Here is an 18,264-nt window from a genome sequence, read left to right on the forward strand (position 1 = left end):
CATGAACCTGAACGCCGAGCAACTGGCCTCGCTACGCCAGGCCGCGCACTGGTTCAGCCAGCTCAACAGCGGTGAGGTGCAGGCCAGTGATTACTCGGCCTGGAAACTGTGGCTGAATGCAGCGCCCGTCAATGCCTGGGCCTGGCAGCAGGCCGAGCGCCTGCAAACGCGCATGGCAGCAAGCGAAAACCCGGCATCGGCACGGGTGTTGGCGCTGGCAGCGCATGACCGCAACGCCAGCCGTCGGCGGGTGGTCAAGGCAGGCTTGCTGCTGCTGGGCGGCGGCGCGCTGGGCCTGGGGGGGTACCGCGAGGTCAAGCAGTCTGCAGTGTTGGCAGACCTGCGCACCGGGGTGGGCGAACAGCGCTCGCTGATGCTGAACAATGGCACCGCGCTGATGCTCAATACCGCCTCTGCGGTCGATGTGGATGACGCGCTCGACCCTGCGCGCTTGCGCCTGCGCCAAGGTGAAGTCATGGTCGCTGTGCCGGCGCGCCAGCACTGCAGGGTCAGCATCCGAAACGGCACGGTCGAAGCCGGCGAAAGCCGCTTTGCCCTGCGGCTGTTCGATGACGGCAGCAGCCTGGAGGTATTTGCCCGGCAGGCCCGTGTAACCCTGAGCTCGGGCCAGACCCTGCTGGTAAACAGTGGCGAGCGTTGTCGCTTCAATGAGCAAGGCTTCGCCGCGCTGGAACCCGTCCCCCTGGCCGCAGATGCCTGGGGCCGCGGGTTGCTGATTGCCAATGATCAGCGCCTCGACGCCTTCATCAGCAACCTTTCACGCTACCGCCCGGGCTGGCTGCGCTGCGCGCCAGCCGTGGCAGGGCTGCGTATCAGCGGCACCTACCGGCTCGACGATACCGACCAGATCCTGCGCGCGCTGACCACGTCGCTGCCGGTGCAGGTACAGGTGCGTACGCGTTTCTGGGTCACCATCACGGCGGCGTAAAAAAATGCTGGGCGCCTGATCACTTTGCCAGGGCTTATCCGACTCATAGGTATCCCGACTTTTACCTATCAGAGAAACGCGACGATGACCTGCCGCTTCAAACCCAGGCCTTTCACTGCGCCAGGCCTGCGCACCTGCCTGCTACTGACTGCACTGCTCGCGGGGCCTGGCGCTGCCAGCGCTGCGCAAGCCCATGACTACCACCTGCCACAGGGCGACCTTGGCGAAACGCTGACCCAGTTCGCTGCCGAGTCTGGCATCGTGCTGTCGTTCGACACCCACTGGACGCGCGGTAAACGTTCGCCTGCGCTTGAGGGGCGCTATGACGTCGACCAAGCCTTGCAGATCCTGCTCAGTGGCACCGGGTTGCAGGCCACCCGGGAAAGCGACGGGCGCTACTCGCTGCTGTTGAGCACCCAACAGGGGGATGTGCTTGAGTTGGCCCCCAGCCGCGTCGATGCGCTGGGGCTGGGTAACGTCACCGAGGGTACCGGCGCCTACACCACCGGCGGTTCTACCAGCGCAACCAAACTGCCACTGACCCTGCGCGAAACGCCGCAGTCGGTCAGCGTGATCACCCGCCAGGTTATCGACGACCACGGCTCGCAAGACATCGGCGACGTGCTGCGCAACACGCCCGGGGTTTCGGTCCAGGCGTACGACAGCGAACGCATGGAGTACTCCGCACGCGGGTTTGCCATCACCAACTACCAGTACGATGGCATCAATACCATTTACGACGGCGTTTACGATGAGGGCGTGACCCACGTCGACATGGCGCCCTACGACCGCATCGAAGTGATCAAGGGTGCCACCGGCCTGATGACCGGCTCTGGCGACCCCTCGGCGACGGTCAACCTGGTGCGCAAGAAGCCCACTCAAGACTTCAAGGCGTCGATCACCGCCAGCGCGGGGTCCTGGGACAACTACCGTACCGAAGGTGATATTTCGGGTTCGCTCAACGACAGCGGTAGCGTACGTGGCCGCCTGGTGGGGGCCTACCAGGACCGCAAGTCGTACCTGGACCACTACAAGCAGAAAAAGGATGTTTACTACGGCATTCTTGAAGCCGACCTGACACCCGACACCCTGCTCACCTTCGGCATCGACAACCAGACCACGACTCCGCGTGGGTCGTCGTGGACCGGTAACCCGACTTACTTTTCCGACGGCAGCCGCACCGATTTCTCGCGTTCGCACAACCCGGCGGCAGACTGGAGCCGTCGCGACTTCGAGTCAACCACGTACTTCACCTCGCTGGAGCAGGCCCTGGCCAACGACTGGAAGGTCAAGCTCAGCCTCAACCACATGATCAGCGACCATGATACGCGCCTGGCGTCTGCCAGCGGCGGCAACCCAAACCCGGCAACCGGCGAGGGCATGTTCCTGTACTGGGGGCGTTGGGAAGGTCACCGCGTGCAAAACACCGCAGACGTGAATATATCCGGCCCGTTCACCCTGTTCGGCCGTGAGAACGACCTGGTGGCAGGCTTCATGACCTCGCATTCGAAGCAGACCGGCGATACCTACGACGCCAGCGCGTTCGCCATGGTGCCCGGCTCCATCTTCGACTGGAACGGCAAACTGCCGGAGCAGAACTTCCCGAAAAACGGCGACTACACCACCACGCAAAGCCAGAATGGCGCCTATGTGGCCACCCGCCTGAGGCCGACCGACAAGCTCTCGGTCATTCTCGGCACCCGGGTCAGCACCTTCAAGTACAACGATGATCAGGACTATTACCCAACGTCTTCGTTGAGCGACACCCACGCAAGCTACAAGGAACACGGTGTGGTCACCCCCTATGCGGGCGTGGTCTATGACCTGGACGACACCTACTCGGTGTATGCCAGCTACACGTCGATCTATCAGCCGCAGGTTTACAAGGACATCAACGGCGCCACCCTCGCACCCGTCGAAGGCGACGGCTATGAAGCCGGGCTGAAGGCTGCCTGGTACGACGGCAGGCTGAACGGCACCCTGGCGTTCTTCCGCATCGAGCAAGACAACGTCGCTTCCAATATCGGCACCAATCCGGTGACCAACGAAGGCATCTACAAAGCCATCGACGGCGCCACCACCAAGGGCGTCGAACTGGAGCTGGCCGGCGAACTGGCACCCGGCTGGAACGTCACCGCCGGCTACACCTACGCCCGTACCCGCGATGCCGACGACCAACGGATTTTCGGCTTCCCACTGGCAACCACCAAGCCCGAGCACGTGGTACGGCTGTTCAATACTTACCGCCTGCCTGGCGCATTCGACCAGCTGACCGTGGGCGGTGGGCTGCGCTGGCAGAGCGGCTTCTACGGGAATATCTACAGCCCGATCGCCAACGACTATACCCGCATCAAGCAAGGCGGCTACACACTGGTGGACCTGATGGCCCGCTATCAGTACAGCGAGCACTTGAGCTTCACGGTCAATGCCAACAACGTGTTCGACAAGGTTTACCTGACCGGGCTTGGAAACTTCGATACCACGTACTACGGCGAACCACGCAACCTGATGGTCACGACCCGCTGGGACTTCTGACAGGGCGGTGAACCAGCGCCCAGCCATTGTGGGAGCGGGCTTGTCCCGCGAGGGGGACCGTGCGCTGCATGGCACCGGCTTTGCCGGTGTTCGCGGGGCAAGCCCGCTCCCACAGGACTGACAGACTAGCCTGCCTGCACGATGATCTGGCACTGCAGGTCTTAGCGTTGTCCCGCCAGTTCGGCCAGCACTTCAGCCGAGGTCGTGACGTGGCGAAAGTGATGCTGCCACAGCTGGATCCCCAGCTTGGCCGACCGGTCCAGTGAAGACCCAACCGTCATGTCCGTCACCAGGGTGGGCGTCAGCCCCGCATCGAACAGGGCAAAGCCGGCGGCCAGCACACAGGTTTCGGTCTGCAGCCCACACACCAGCACGCGCTCCACACCCAGTTGCCTGATGTACTCGATGGCTTCGGCGCTTTGCCCGTAGCCATGCTTGACGAACACCTGGTCGGCTTCGACCAGGCTTTCGTCCTCGGCAGCCGGGTGCCAGCCGAGCTGCCGTTCGAACGGCGTGACCTGCTCGTCGTGCAACTCGACCGAGGCAACGGTAGGGATGTTCGCTGACAACCGTCGCAAGCCATCGACCAGCCACTCGGGCGGGCTGAAGGTGGACTGGACATCGACGATGAGCAAAACCTGGCGCATAGCGTTCTCCCGCCATTGGCAAAATGGCGCGGAGTATACCGCGTGGCGCGGGGGCTTGATCACCAGTCGTAGGTCAGCTCTACCGACGCAACCCGCTCCTGTCCGTAATAGCAGCCAAACGCGTAGTTGCAGTCAGAAACGTACTCGCGATCGAAAATATTCTGAACATTCACGCTGGCCTGCAGGCCACGCAGGCTTGGGTCGAGCTTGGCCAGGTCGTAGCTGACGGTAGCGTCATACACGGCGTAGGCCGGTACTTCGAAGGTATTGGCCGAGTTACCCTGTTTGCGGCCGGTATAACGTGCCCCGGCGCCAAAGGTCAGGCCATTGAGGGTGGCCTGGGTGAAGTGGTAATCCACCCACAATGTGGCAGACACCGGGGCCTGCGCCTCATTGCGGTTGCCCTGGTCGCCATAGGTGCTTTTGGTATAGAACGAGTCGATGTAGGTGGCCGCGGCCAGTACATCGACATTCTCGATGCTGGATTTGAGCTCCAGCTCCACACCACGGGAGCGCACCTCGCCATTTTGCGTCTGGTACTGCGGGTACTCGGTATCGCCGGTCAGCATGTTCTTCTGTTTCACCTGGAACACCGACGCCGTGAACAAGGTCCCGTCGACAGGCTGATACTTCAGCCCCACCTCGTATTGCTCGCCTTCGCTTGGCTCGAACGCCTTGCCACCGCGCTCGGGCGCTGCCGTGCCCACGGTTGGCAAGAACGACTGCGAATAGCTGACATACGGCGCCAGGCCAAACTCGGTGACATAGGTAAGGCCGATGCGCCCGGTGAACTTGCTGTCGCGTTGGGAGGCAATGCTGTGCGCCAGCAGATCCTTGTTGTCGACTTCCGCCCAGTCCTGGCGCCCGCCTACCGTCAGGATCCAGTTATCCAGCTTGATCTGGTCCTGCACGTAGACCCCGGTCTGGCGCAGTGTATTGTCCCAACGGGTATCCAGCACCGGCGTTACGTTGCTGGTGGGGTAGTTGTTCTTGCCATACAGGTCGACCGGCAACACGTTGTAGGCGTTGTAACCATCGTACTTGCGCGAGAAGTGACGGTAGTCCGCGCCGGCCAGCAAGGTGTGCCGCAGTGCGCCCGTGTCAAAGGTGTACTCCAGGTTGTTATCGAGGGTGTAGGCGATGTTGTGCTGACGCCAGTCAAGCTTGACCCGGTTGGCGCGGGTGTAGTCGACCACATCACCTTCTGTCACGAAGCTGCGCAGGTAAAAGCCTTTGTAGCGGTCTCGTACGTCGGTGTAGCGCGCGGTAGATCTGAATGCCAGCTCGTCATTGAAACGGTGGCTGAAGTCATAGCCGAAGATGTACTGGTTGCGCTTGTAATCGTTGTACCGCGAGTCCCCCGAAAAGAAGTCGCGGTCGATATGCTGGCCTGTCGGGCCACGCTTGAGCGAGCCGATCATCGGCAACGTCTGATAATCGGGCAGGCCATCATCACGCTGCACTTGGGCGAGCAGCGTCAGGGACGTGTCTTCGTTTGGCGCCCAGGTCAGGCTCGGCGCCAGCAACAAGCGCTCGCTATGCGAGTGAGCGACCATTTCGTTGCCTTTGTCGGCAACCCCGACCAGGCGATAGGTAAAGACCTTCTGCTCGTCCAGCGGGCCGCTGGTATCGAAGGCGCCGTTGACCCGGTTGTAGCTGCCAGCGCCAAGCTTCACCTGGCTACGCGGCTCGCGGGTGGGGCGCTTGGAAACCATGTTGATCAACCCACCCGGCTGGTTCTGCCCGTACAGCACCGAAGATGGGCCTTTGAGTACTTCGATACGCTCCAGCGTGTAGGGGTCGATCTGGGGTGCACCCCCGAGGCTACCGGCGTACGGCAGGTATGCGCCGTCCAGGTACAGCGGGGTCGGAGCAAACCCGCGGCTGGTGATTTCGTCAGCAATGCTGTTGCGATCGGTAAAGCCGCCGGTGGCCAGGCCCGGGGTGTAGCGCAGCGCCTGGGTCAGGTTGCGCGCGCCCTGGGCTTGTACCTGGTCGGCGGTGATCACGTTGATGGCCTGAGGGATCTCCAGGATGGGCGTGTCAGTCTTGGTCCCGGTGGCACTGCGGCTGGCAACGTAGCCATTCACGGGCCCATAGGCGGACTCCGCAGCCGCACCGGTGATGCTGGTGGTATCAAGCTGCAGGGTCGAATCGTCACCGACCATGGGCAGCAGCGAGTAGCTGCCATTGGCCTGCTTCAACACCTGCAACCGGTTACCCGCCAGCAACTGGCGCAGGCCGGCATCGGAGCTGTAGCGGCCATGCAGGCCGGGCGACTTCAGTGCCTGCACCGATGACGGCTCGAAGGACACCGTCACTCCCGCAGCCGAAGCAAATTGCGTAAGCGCCGTGGCCAGGGGGCCGGCGGCAATATCGAACGAAGTTTCAGCCTGGCTTTGGGCAATGGCAGGGCTGGCCACCATCAGCGTTGCCAATGGCGTCGCCAGCACCACACTGAACATTGCGCGATTCACGGCACGCGCCAGTCTGGTTTTGGTCGAGTTGATCAAGAGGATGCGGTTGCAATCGTTGACAGCGAGCATGCGGTTTCCTTTCGCCCTGCGGCAGTGTTTTCATTGCGCTTGGTGCGCGTCTACCTACAAGTCGAACGAGAACGACAATCGATAACCCCCCCAGGCAAAAAAATCGCCAGCCTTAAGGCCATGACACTCAATCAAGCATCCTGGGGCCGCGTTGCGGCCCTAAAATGCTCAACTACCGGCATCAGGCTTCAGGCAGCCTCGACGCGCGTCCAGTAGCGGCTGAAGCGACGAATGCGCACAGGCAGCGTGGTCGTGAGGTTTTCCAGGACGATATCGATGTCGCCCAAGTGAAACGCCCCGGACAGTCGCAACCCACCCACGGCCTCATCACAGCCCAGGTACCCGGGCCGATACCGCTGCAGTTCGCTGACAACATCGGCGAGGCGCCAGTCATCCACGATCAACATCTCGCGGGACCAAGCGTCTGCCATCGCCGCTAGCGGTGTCACGTTGCCGGTTTTCCCCGCGCTGAATTCCAGCTGTTGCCCGGCCTCTACCCGCACAGACGCCATGGCAAGTGCACTGCGCACCTCCACGGCATGCTGCAATACACAGACCCGCACAAGGTCGTTGTCGCAGCGCACGATGAAGCGCGTACCGAGTGCGCGGACGCTACCCTGCCCGGTATGCACGACGAAAGGCCGAGACAATGCATCCGAGGCGGTTTGCACCAGAATCTCTCCTTTGAGCAACTCAAGGGCCCGCCACTCGCCGTTGTAGCGAATATCAACAGCAGTGTCGGTGTTCAGGCGCAACTGGGTCCCATCGTCCAGCCGCAACGAACGCTGCTGGCCAACGCCTGTGCGCACATCGGCTGTCAACCGTGCAACGATGCCATCCTGCAACACCACCCCCCCTGTCGCGCTCCCGACCAGCAGCACTGAAAGCACCTTGAGGACCTCACGTCGCTTGGCCCTGGCACTGGTTAACGTCGGCCGTGCAATGCCGGGCGTCACCTGCGCCAGCTTGCCCTGCAAGCGTGCCAGGCGCTCCCAGGCCAGCAAGTGTTGCGGGTTACTCGACAACCAGCGCTGGTGCGCCGCTCGCAGGGTGTCATCCGCCCCGCAGCGCAGCTCGACATACCAGCGTGCGGCAGCCTCCAGTGTATCGCGGTCCAATGGTTCGGCCGCCATGGTTCAGGCCTCGGCCAGCATCAGGCAATGGGTCAGCGCCCGCACTGCATGCTTTTTGACAGTAGTGAGCGAAACATCCAGGCGCCGCGCAATTTCCACATAGCTCAAGCCATCGAGCTGGGCCATGAGGAAGATCTCGCGGGTACGCGAGCCCAGCCCGTCGAGTAGCCGATCGATTTCCAGCAGCGTCTCGATGATCAGCAGGCGCGCCTCCGGCGAAACTTCTACAGGCTCAGGCCGTGCCGCGAGGGTTTCCAGGTAGGCCTGCTCCACGGCACGCCGCCGAAACATGTCGATCATCAGGCTCCGGGCAATACTGCTCAGATAAGCCCGTGGCTGTTGCAGCTCGGCCGCCTTGCGCAGGGTCAGTACCCGCATGAACGTGTCCTGGGCCAGGTCGGCCGCATGCTCCACACACCCGAGCTTGCGGCGCAGCCACCCGCACAACCAGGAATGGTGGTCCTCGTAAAGCGTGTGCACGGCTTTTTGCAGGGAAGGGTCAGCACAGGACATGGTAGAACCGATGAGAGCGTCTTTAATAATGACTCTCATTTAACCTGAGTCTGACCGGATTTCGCAATTGCTTTGCGCAGCGGTCATGGGAAACCAAGGTCTTCGGCCAGGCCCAAGAACGCTGAGCTGACGATGCGCCATCGCAGGTGGTCAGCCAGGTTCCACTCGGCCCGCATCAGGATGCCTTGCCCATCGAGGGCCCAGTTCAGGGCGACCTCGCCATCGTTTGTGCTCAGGCTGCCGCGCACTTTCACCGACTCGCTCTGCTTGCCGCGGCTGAGCCGCCAGATGCCGAACGCGGCATCGTTCTGGCGCAACACGATGCAGTTGTGGCTGGCCAGGTCTTTTGGTGCTTCAGGGGTGCCGTGGGCCTCCAGGTAAGCGGGCGCCGCGCACAACCGGCGGCGGTTGGCAGCGATCTTGCGCGCGATCAGGCGCGAATCAGGCAGCTCACCAAAGCGAATGGCCACATCGATAGTAGAGCGTGCGGAGTGGCAGGACCTGGGCATGCCGGAGCCCCTTTGGGTGAACCGTGTTCGCGAGTTCGGGCCGCTGATCATCTCCATCGATACCAAGGGCAACAACCTGTTCGAGCAGAACAAGGCCCGCTTCAACGAACGTAAAGGGGCAGTGATCGAGAAGATCATCAGCCAGGTGCGCTTCATCAAATAACCAAGCCACTTTCGGGCCGCTGTGCGGCCCCAAGACAAGCAAATCAAGCCTTCGACAGTTCGCCAATCTTCTCCAGCCGCGCCCGCACGATGTTGCGGCTGATGTTCAGCAACCGCCCTGTCTGCAACTGGTTGCCGTGGCAATACCGATACGCCGCCCTGAACACCGTCTCCTCAATATGCTCATACAAATTCGGCACGTTCTGCTCGAACAACGCCAGCAACGCGCTTTCCAGGTCAGGCGGTGCCGCGCTCGCTGCCGGCAAATACGCATGGGCCGCAGGCGCCGCCACCTGTGGCCGCATATCGACCAGGTGCAGGTCCGCCGGCGCCACCACCTGATACCGGCACACCAGCAACGCATGGTGAATGGCGTTTTCCAGCTCGCGGATGTTGCCCGGCCAGCTATGCGCCAGCAATTTGCGTTCGGCATCCGGGCTCAACGAAGCACGCTCGTAACCCAGGCGTCGGCAATGTTCCTCGATGAAGAATTCCGCCAGCGGCAGGATGTCCCCCGGCCGCTCGCGCAACGGCGGCAAGCGAATCGTCGCCACATGCAGGCGGTAGAACAGGTCTTCACGAAAGTGCCCCGCCACCACCGCATCGGCCAGATTGACGTTGGTCGCCGCCACCAGCCGGACATTGATCGGAATTGGCGTTCGTGAACCCAGGCGCACCACTTCACGCTCCTGTAGCACCCGCAGCAACTTCACCTGCATGTTCAGCGGCAGGTCACCGATTTCATCCAGGAACAACGTGCCGCCATTAGCCGCCTCGAACCAGCCAGCCTTGTTACTGGTGGCGCCCGTAAACGCGCCTTTTTCGTGGCCAAACAGCTCGCTCTCCACCAAGGTTTCGGCAAAGGCACCGCAGTTGACTGCCACGAATGGCTCACGCCCACGGCGGCTAAGGTGGTGGATATGACGGGCGACCAGCTCCTTGCCGGTGCCGGTTTCGCCGATGATCAGGGTGTTGGCCTCGCTGGGCGCCAGGCGCTCGATGCGGCTGAGCAGTTCCTGGGAGCGCGGGTCCTTGAACACGAGCACGGTGGCACGTACCGACTTGGTCAGCTCGCGGGCATTGGGGTGGGTGATCAGCGACATAGGGGCATTCCTGGCAGTTGACGCGCAGGCCCATAGTGCATGAAACAAATTAGATCAAAAAATTATTAATTAATATTTAGATATTCGAATTAAGAATATTCAAATTTTCAGCAGCTGATTGCTGCCACAGCAGCAACCCGTCAGCACTCCCCTGCCCGCCGATCAGCAGACCTTGCCTTGCACACCTAGGTGCTCATGGCTGGAGGCCCTGTAAATAGGGGGCTTGCGCCACTTCAAGGCATGCTGGCATGCATTTCGCTCCTGGCCTGTAGAACCTTTGCCTGGAGCTGCACATGAACAATCCCTGGCGTAATGCCCTCGCCCTGCTGGGCGGCCTGTTCCTTAGCCTGACTGCGCTGGCCGCCGAGCCACCGGCGGCGGTGCGCATCGCCATTGTTGCCTTCACCCAGGGTGGCGCCCCGGTGTTCGGCGGCATCCCGGGGCGGGTGATTGAAGAAGGCTGGCTGGAACAGCAACTGGCCGCCCGCGGCGTGAAACTGCAATGGACCGCCCTGCCGCATGCCGGCGCCGGGCCGCAGATCAACGAAGGCTTCAGCAACGACAGCCTGGACTTTGCCGTACGCGGCGACCTGCCCTCGGTCATCGCCGGCGCCGGCCAGGTGCCGGGCAAGCTGGTGGTACCGGGTGGCAGCGGCAACAACATCTACCTGGTAGTACCGAGCGACTCGACGGTGCGCAGCATTCAGGACCTCAAAGGCAAGCGCCTGGCTTTGCACCGCGGCCGCCCATGGGAGTTCGCCTTCAGCAATTTCCTGCAAAGCCAGGGCCTGGCACTCAGTGATTTCAAGATCGCCAACCTCAACCCGCAAGTAGGCGCGGCTGCGGTGTCCGCCGGCAAGGTCGACGCTGCCGTGCTGCTCAACGAAGCCTATGCCCTGGAAGACAAAGGCGTGGCGCGCATCCTCTGGTCGACCAAGCAAGGCGCCAACGACTGGCGGCTGGTGTCGGACCTGTGGGGCACTGACCGCTTCGTGCAGCAGCACGCCGACCTGACGCAGCTGGTGGCCACCGCCTGGGTGCGCGCCGCCTGGTGGATTTCTCAGGAGCAGAACCGCGACGCCTACTACGGGTGGTCTTCGCGCGCCGGTGTGAGCGAAAGCGTGCTGCGCCGGGACGACCAGGACGACCCGGTCGTGTGGAAGGCGCGCTGGGCACCGAAAAGCGATGCCCAGCTCAAGGCCCACTACGACGCCCTGGGCCAGTACGCCCTGGCCAACCGGCTGATCCGCACGCCCTACGACATTACCAGCGACCTGGCCACAGGCTTTACCCGCCAGGCGCTGATCGACCTGCAACTGACCCACTACTGGCCGTCCCTCGACGCCCAGATCAGCCAACAACCTTGAGAGCCTTACCCATGAAACTGCCTGCTTCGCTCGTCTTCGGCCTCAGCGCCCTGGCCCTGTCCATCGGTGCCATGGCCGCCGAAACCTACGCACCCAAACCTGATCCGCAGCAGGGCGATGGCCGTGTGTCGGCCTTCTACACCTGGAGCAAGGCCATCCCCGGCACGCCCGGTAAACTGCTGCGCAGCGAACCGCTGGACCAGGCACTCAGCCTGCCCAACGCAGCCAGCGCGCAACGCATTCTCTACACCTCGCTGGATGGTATCGACGGCAAGACCCCGATCGTGGTGTCCGGCGCACTGTTCATTCCCAAAGGCCAGGCACCGGCAGGCGGCTGGCCGGTCGCCAGCTGGGGCCACGGCACCGTCGGCGTGGCAGATATCTGCGCACCGTCCTGGGCTGGCCGCAGCTACCGCGATGTGCAATACCTCAACCGCTGGCTCGATGAGGGCTACGCCATCGTCGCCACCGACTACCAAGGCCTCGGTGTACCGGGTGGCCACCCGCTGCTGAACAACCGCATGGCCGCCTACGGCATTCTCGATGCGGCCAAGGCGGTGGTCGCCGGCGTGCCAGGGCTGGCAGACAAGGTGCTGATCATTGGCCAGTCGCAAGGCGGCGCCGGGGCCTTTGCCGCCGGTGCCTATGCGGCGACCTATGCGCCCAAGCTGGGCGTCAAGGGCAGTATCGGTACGGGGGTGATCTACACCGTGGGCTCGAAGAATGTCGGTGAACAAGACCAGGACAAGGTCGACCCGGCCCTGGCCTATGGCTTCTACACCCTGCTGGCTGCGCAGCAGTACGACCCAAGCATCGACCCGCGCGACTTCTACACCGACAAGGCCTTGCCGCTGTTCGAGCAGGCGCGCACCAGCTGCCTGTCAGCCTTGGTCAGCGACGTGGTCGGCACAGGCCTGACCCCGGCCAACGCCAAGAAAGACTACAAGGGCGACCAGCTCAAGCCATGGCTGGCGCAGGTGTCGTACCCGACCCTGAAACTGGCCCAGCCGATCTTCATCGGCACCGGCGCCGAGGACAAGACCCCCGCCGCCGCTACACAGGTGGCGCTGATGCAGGACGCCTGCAAGGCCGGCTCGGTGGTGCAGGGCCACCTTTACAAGGGCCTGGGCCACAGCGAAACGGTGAATGCCTCGCTGAAGGACTCGATCCCCTTCGCCCGCCAGGTCATCAGCGGCCAGCCGGTCACCCCCAATTGCAGCCCAAGCGTCCAGTAAGGAGGCCAACCCATGAGCATCGAATTCTTCACCCGCCTGCCCTTGCATGGCGAAACCCAGTTCCTCCCCGGCGACCCGCGCAACCGCGGCGACTGGCATGCGGGCGGGCCCAGCACCGGTGCGGTGTCGGGGTTTGCGGTGGGTGATCACTTCACCTATATCGACTACCTCGGTCAAATCACCCGCGCCGCTGAAATAAACGGCTTTGGCGGCGCACTGATGGTCAACGCCCCCACCGGCGAAGAGCCATGGACGGTGTGCTCGCTGCTGGCCCGGGAAACCCGCACGCTGAAATTCGTCACCGCGTTCCAGCCCTATCACTACACCCCGTGGGTGGCCGTGCAACAGGCCGCGACCTACCAGCGCGCCACCGGCAACCGGCTGGTGTGGAACATCATCAACGGCGGTTCCGATGCCATCCAGCGCCAGGTGGGCGACTTTGAAGACCATGACCAGCGCTACGCCCGTGCCACCGAATTCATGGACGTGGTCCGCGGCTATTGGCACAACGAGCAGTTCCACTACGAAGGCACCTACTACCGCGCCGAGGGCGGTGGCCTGCGCGGCCCGCTGAAAAAGGCCGAGCTGCCGCTGATCTGCACCGCAGGCTCGTCGGTGGCAGCGCGCGAGTTCGCCGCCAAGCACGCCGATTTCTACCTGATGCGCGCCGAGCACCCGGACGAGATCGCCGCGCTGATCGCCGACATCCGCGCCCGGGCGCTGAAGTGGGGCCGTACCGACATCCGCTTTGGCCTGTCCATCGACGTGATCGCACGCGAGACCGAAGCAGCCGCGCTGGCCGAGGCCAAGCGCTTCTTCGACGAAGGCGTGGCCAAAGGCACGGTCAAGGCCCGCGCCGCCCACGCCGGCCTGCGCACGGCGCGCAAACTGAGCTACGAGCACGGCTACAGCGACCAGGACCAGCAGCAGGCCTTTGACGACTTCTTCATCCACCCCAATGTTTGGACCGGTTTCGGCTACATCGGCATCCCGCCGGGCTGCGCACTGGTGGGCAGCTACACCAACGTGGTGGCGCGTATCCGCGAGTATCACGGCATCGGTGTCGATCTATTCTTCCTTGCCGGCTACCCGCACCTGGAAGAGGCCTACCGCATCGGCGAACACATCCTGCCGCACTTCCGTGCGCAGCGCGCAGCCCTTGCCCGCCCGGCAGCCGAACCCGTGCAACTGCACGCCAGCAACGGGGCCTGACGCCATGGCCAGGGACGGTTACCCACTGAGCCGGCGCGGCTTCCTCGGCCACGCTGGCGTGCTGGCGGGCGGGCTGCTGGCCGGCTGCGGCCCCGCCGACAGCCCCACCCACGCTGCAGCCGACCAGCCGCGCCACGGCGGGCGCTTGCGCCTGGGCATCATCGACGGCAACCAGAGCGGCAACCTCGACGCCCACAAGCCCATCGGCAGCGGCATCGTGCGTGGCTTTGCCCTGTACAGCAAACTGTGGGAATGGGACGAGCAGATGCAGCCGCGCCTGGCCCTGGCCGAGTTCGCCGAGCCCAATGCCGATGCCAGCAGCTGGACCTTGCGGCTGAAACCGGGGCTGGAATTCCACCACGGCAAGACCATCGACGCCGACGACCTGATCTTTTCCATCCGCCGCCTCACCGACCCGCAGCTGGCCTCGCCCTATGCGGCACTGCTGCACTGGGTAGACCGCGACAACCTGGTCAAGCTGGACGACCGCACCGTACGCCTGGGCTTTCGCGAGGGGCGCAGCTACCTGCCGCTGGCAGAAACCTGGGTCAACTTCGGCGGCATCGTACCGGTGGACTACCACCCGGTCACCAACCCGGTCGGTGCCGGGCCGTACAAATTGAAAAGCTTCACCCCAGGCCAGCGCTCGCTGTTCACCCGCTTCGACAACTACTACAAGCCCGGGAAGCCCTACGCCGATGAACTGGAGATCATCGACTTCAAGGACCAGACCGGCCGCCTGGCAGCGTTGCGTGCGGGGCAAATCGACATGGCCAACGTCATGTCCACCGAGCACTTGCAGGTACTGCAGGCCGACCCTCGGCTGCGGCTGCTGAAATCGGTGAGCGGCAACTGGCTGTCGTTCGACATGAACACCGCCAAGGCGCCCTTCAACGACCCGCGCGTACGGGAAGCATTCCGCCTGCTGGCCGACCGTGACGAATTGGTGCGCCGTGCGCTGAATGGCCAGGGCCGGGTGGCGAACGACCTGTATGCACCCTTCGACCCCACCTTCGACCACAGCCTTGGCCCGCGCCCTCATGACCCGCAGCGTGCGGCGCAGTTGCTGCGCCAGGCCGGCCATGAACAGTTGCAGGTGGATCTGGTGACCACACCAGGGCCGGGGCTGGCTTCGGCCCTGGTATTGGCCGAGCAGGCCCGACGTATCGGCGTGACCCTGAACGTGCGCCAGGTCGACCTGGCCACCTTCCAGGGCCCGCAGCGCGACGACTGGACCTTGAGTACCGGCGGCAGCATCGGTGCGCCGTTCCTGGCCAGTGCCATCCACACCGACGCGCCGTTTGCTGTAGCCAACAAGACCCACTTCCACGACCGCGAATTCAGTGAGGCCTTCCTCGCCGCCATGGCCCAGCCGGACCTGGAGCAACGCAAAGCGCTGGTACACCGGGCGCAACGCATTCAGTACGAGCGCGGCGGCATGCTGATATGGGGCTTTGCCGACCTGCTCGACAGCGTCAGCACCCGCGTGGGGGGCGCGCAGGCCGAGCAGTCGCTGTTCAGTACCTGGCGGTTCGAGAGCCTGTGGCTGAAAACCTGATCCGCCCCAAGACAGCCTATTCCCCTGTGGGAGCGGGCTTGTCCCGCGAATAGGCCCGCCTGGACACCAGAGGTGCATGGCCAGGGCTTCGCCCTGGTTCGCGGGACAAGCCCGCTCCCACAGAACCTCCTGACAGGCTTGAGAGATACCCACCCAACCGCAGGCGCGGCTGCGCCCTCGCTTCTCCCACATTCCTGCTATTGAACGAGGCCCAGCCAATGCCCCGCGTGACCTTGCTGCACCCCAAATTCCCGCCCAGCGCCCTGGCGCTGGCCATGCTGGCCGCCAGCGCGCCGCTGGCCCACGCCCAAGACACCCAACTGCAAACCGTCACGGTGCAGGCCGAACAGACTGACGACGATGCCCTGCCCACCCGACCGCCCGCCTCGATCTATGGCGGCCTGGAAGCCAAGGTGCTGGACACCCCGCGCTCAGTCACCCAGATCAACGCCGAGCAACTGGCCAACGACCCGATCCGCAGCTCCGACGACCTGGTCAAGTACGCCCCCGGCATCACCCGCGGCGGTGGCCAGAACGCCGGCATCGCCCCGCAGATGCGCGGGCAGAATACCGAGGTGTTCCAGGATGGCCAGCGCGCCTACGGGGTGCGCCACCCGGCCAACTTCAACGCCTACGAAGGCGCCGACATCGTCGCCGGGCCTTCGTCGGTGACCTACGGCTCGGTCAGCGGCAGTGGCGGCTACGTCAACTACCTGAGCAAGAAGCCTGACTTCAACCGTTTCCGCACCAAGCTCAGCGGCGAAATCGGCAGCTGGATCCCCGATGGCGAATCACGCGATGCCACCAAGTTCAGCATCGACAACACCGGCCCGCTGACGGACAACCTGGCTTACCGGGTGAGCATCACCCGCCAGCGCCAGGAAGACTTCTACGACAATGTCGAGAACAACTTCGACGCCTTCTACGGCGCGCTGGCCTGGCGCAACGACAACCTGCGGGTGGACTGGAACGCCACCTACGACGACTACTTCGACTACAACATCACCCACGGCTGGAACCGCGCCACCCAGGACCTGGTCGACCACGGCAAGTACTACGCCGGCCGCGCCACACCGGTCATCCAGAACGGCAATACACTGTGGTCGCCAGTGCTGTCCTCCGGTGCCTCCGATGCCCAGGTGCTGGGCTGGGTGCAACGCCAGCGCAATGCCCAGGGCCAGTACCAGGTGGTCAACGGCAGCTTCCAGGGCGCGTCACCCAATACGCAGGCCAACCCCGGCAGCCTGCGGGGCTGGGTCTATGACCCGTCGCTGGCGGGCAACGGCCTGACCTCCTTGTCGTCACAAACCGGCCAGCGTGCGCAGGACGAAAACCGTTCGCGGCGCTTTACCACGCAACTGCGCATCGAAGGCGACCTGACCCCGTCGATCACCTTGGCCAACAGCACCTTCTACCAGCACTCCACCGACACCACCGATGCCGTCGGGGCGTTCCAGGTGCAGGGCAAGGACGACATCTTCGACAACCGCTTCGAATTCCGCGCACGTGGCCAGTGGCAACTGGGCGACCTGACCCTGGTCGACGACAGCAACACCGGGCTGATCTACCGCCGCGAGCGCAATGAGTCGATCGCCGCCAACAACAGCTTCGGCAGCACCATCAACGCCTATGACCTGACCCTCGACCCCACCTTGAAAAACCCCGGCGACCTGCTCGGCCTGAGCGGCCGCAACCCCGCCGGTGGCAACGCCGCCTGGATCGGCCAACCCGGTGTGCCGCAGCTTTCCAGCTACTACGGCTGGCTCAACCTGCCCGCCATGTACCCGGCCGGGCACGGTCTGTATGCAGAATCGGTGGCGCCCTACACCGCCGACAGCACCTGGACCACCCAGACGCTGTTCAGCCAGCACAACCTGCGCCTGGGTGAACGTGTGGGCCTGAACGTGGGCGCCAGCCGCAGCTGGATCGACGCCCGCATCGAAAACCCGTTCGTGCTGACCGGCGGCAACCCGCGCAAGGACTCGGATAATTACCGGCTGTTCTCGGTGCAGGTCAGTCCCTATTTCAAACCCACGGAAAACAGCACGCTGTACTACACGTTCGACCGTTCCCTCGCAGTGAATACCGGCTTCTTCACCAACGGCCTGGGCTGGGGCAGCGGCACGGGGGCCAACCAGCTCAACCCACTGGCCTTCGAGAGCCTGAGCGTGTTGCATGAGGTCGGTTTGAAGGTGGAGGCTGTGCCCGACCAGCTGTTCTTCACCCTGGCTGCCTACAAGCAGGCCCGTGACCAGTCGCCGGACAGCAACAACAACATTGCCCGGCTGATCGTCAAAGGCTGGGAAGCCACCCTGCGCTACCAGGACCAGCACCTGCGCGGCGGCCTCAACCTCAGCCGCATCAGCGCCTACAACGAGTTCACCAGCCAGGCCGGGTTTGCCTCGGCCGGCTTCATCCCCGACAACGGCACTGTGTTTGGCGAAAACAACAGCCTCAACCAGCGCCCGGCCGGCAAGTTCGATGCGGTGCAGATCCCCGAATACAACGCTGGCGGGTATGTCGACTACCGCTTCGACTCAGGGTTTGGCGTTGAGCTTTCCGGCTGGTGGACCAGCAGCTGGTACCTGAACCTGAGCAAGACGGTGAAAGTGCCGGACGAATACAACCTCGATCTTGCCGTGTACTACCGCCAGCCGCAGTGGGGCGTGACGGTGCGCATGCTCAACGTCACCGACGAGCTGAATTTCGTCAGTGGCCTGGCCGGGTCCACCAATACCTTTCTGCAACCGATGCCGGGCCGCACGCTGCTGGCCCAGGTCGATTACCAATTCTGA

12 protein-coding genes and 2 pseudogenes are annotated in these 18,264 nt (G+C 63.6%); 8 read left to right on the forward strand and 6 right to left on the reverse strand.

Features of this window, described 5'->3' with window-relative positions; translation table 11 throughout:
* Position 1 precedes the first annotated feature (1 nt).
* Both J3A71_RS18740 and J3A71_RS18745 read left to right on the forward strand, forming a co-directional pair.
* Positions 2 to 949 carry a FecR domain-containing protein gene (locus tag J3A71_RS18740; RefSeq protein WP_209953094.1) on the forward strand — a complete coding sequence of 316 codons (948 nt, stop codon included), beginning with the start codon at positions 2 to 4 and terminating at the stop codon, positions 947 to 949.
* A gap of 84 nt (positions 950 to 1,033) precedes the next feature.
* Positions 1,034 to 3,484 (forward strand): TonB-dependent receptor, encoded by a 2,451-nt coding sequence (locus J3A71_RS18745; protein WP_096425904.1) that lies wholly within the window; start codon positions 1,034 to 1,036, stop codon positions 3,482 to 3,484.
* A gap of 161 nt (positions 3,485 to 3,645) precedes the next feature.
* Here the strand turns inward: J3A71_RS18745 and J3A71_RS18750 are convergent, their stop codons facing one another.
* The 5 genes and pseudogenes from J3A71_RS18750 to J3A71_RS18770 all read right to left on the reverse strand — a co-directional run.
* Positions 3,646 to 4,131, reverse strand: a complete 486-nt coding sequence (locus tag J3A71_RS18750) for an isochorismatase family protein (protein WP_016486059.1) — start codon at positions 4,129 to 4,131, stop codon at positions 3,646 to 3,648.
* A gap of 59 nt (positions 4,132 to 4,190) precedes the next feature.
* A complete protein-coding gene (locus J3A71_RS18755) occupies positions 4,191 to 6,677 on the reverse strand; it encodes a TonB-dependent siderophore receptor (protein WP_023047923.1) in 2,487 nt (828 codons plus the stop codon).
* A gap of 188 nt (positions 6,678 to 6,865) precedes the next feature.
* Entirely contained in the window at positions 6,866 to 7,810 is a 945-nt protein-coding gene (locus J3A71_RS18760; protein WP_016486057.1) for a FecR domain-containing protein, read from the reverse strand.
* 3 nt (positions 7,811 to 7,813) lie between these two features.
* Positions 7,814 to 8,323, reverse strand: coding sequence for a sigma-70 family RNA polymerase sigma factor (locus J3A71_RS18765; protein WP_096425903.1), 510 nt, complete (start codon positions 8,321 to 8,323; stop codon positions 7,814 to 7,816).
* Positions 8,324 to 8,463: 140 nt separating this feature from the next.
* Positions 8,464 to 8,799: pseudogene (locus J3A71_RS18770) on the reverse strand (LysR substrate-binding domain-containing protein); the annotation flags it as partial.
* Between J3A71_RS18770 and J3A71_RS18775 the strand changes: the two are divergent.
* Positions 8,789 to 8,995: pseudogene (locus J3A71_RS18775) on the forward strand (L(+)-tartrate dehydratase subunit beta); the annotation flags it as partial. The pseudogenes J3A71_RS18770 and J3A71_RS18775 overlap by 11 nt on opposite strands.
* A 43-nt stretch (positions 8,996 to 9,038) precedes the next feature.
* Here the strand turns inward: J3A71_RS18775 and J3A71_RS18780 are convergent.
* Positions 9,039 to 10,097, reverse strand: coding sequence for a sigma-54 dependent transcriptional regulator (locus tag J3A71_RS18780; RefSeq protein WP_016486053.1), 1,059 nt, complete (start codon positions 10,095 to 10,097; stop codon positions 9,039 to 9,041).
* A gap of 293 nt (positions 10,098 to 10,390) precedes the next feature.
* On the opposite strand from J3A71_RS18780, the gene J3A71_RS18785 reads away from it, so the two are divergent.
* From J3A71_RS18785 to J3A71_RS18805, 5 genes are all read left to right on the forward strand, one after another.
* Complete coding sequence (locus J3A71_RS18785) at positions 10,391 to 11,464, forward strand: ABC transporter substrate-binding protein (protein WP_096425902.1); 1,074 nt, start codon at positions 10,391 to 10,393, stop codon at positions 11,462 to 11,464.
* An 11-nt stretch (positions 11,465 to 11,475) separates the two neighbouring features.
* Positions 11,476 to 12,699: a lipase family protein gene (locus J3A71_RS18790; protein WP_016486051.1), complete on the forward strand. Its 1,224-nt coding sequence runs from the start codon at positions 11,476 to 11,478 to the stop codon at positions 12,697 to 12,699.
* Between the two features lie 12 nt (positions 12,700 to 12,711).
* Positions 12,712 to 13,911 carry an LLM class flavin-dependent oxidoreductase gene (locus J3A71_RS18795; protein ID WP_096425901.1) on the forward strand — a complete coding sequence of 400 codons (1,200 nt, stop codon included), beginning with the start codon at positions 12,712 to 12,714 and terminating at the stop codon, positions 13,909 to 13,911.
* A gap of 4 nt (positions 13,912 to 13,915) precedes the next feature.
* The gene (locus tag J3A71_RS18800) at positions 13,916 to 15,469 is read left to right on the forward strand and encodes an ABC transporter substrate-binding protein (RefSeq protein WP_060516375.1); all 1,554 of its coding nucleotides are present in this window, start codon (positions 13,916 to 13,918) and stop codon (positions 15,467 to 15,469) included.
* A 218-nt stretch (positions 15,470 to 15,687) separates the two neighbouring features.
* Complete coding sequence (locus J3A71_RS18805; RefSeq protein WP_209953096.1) at positions 15,688 to 18,264, forward strand: TonB-dependent receptor plug domain-containing protein; 2,577 nt, start codon at positions 15,688 to 15,690, stop codon at positions 18,262 to 18,264.

It is taken from the genome of Pseudomonas sp. PvP089 (assembly GCF_017875165.1).
Taxonomy (GTDB): domain Bacteria; phylum Pseudomonadota; class Gammaproteobacteria; order Pseudomonadales; family Pseudomonadaceae; genus Aquipseudomonas; species Aquipseudomonas fortuita.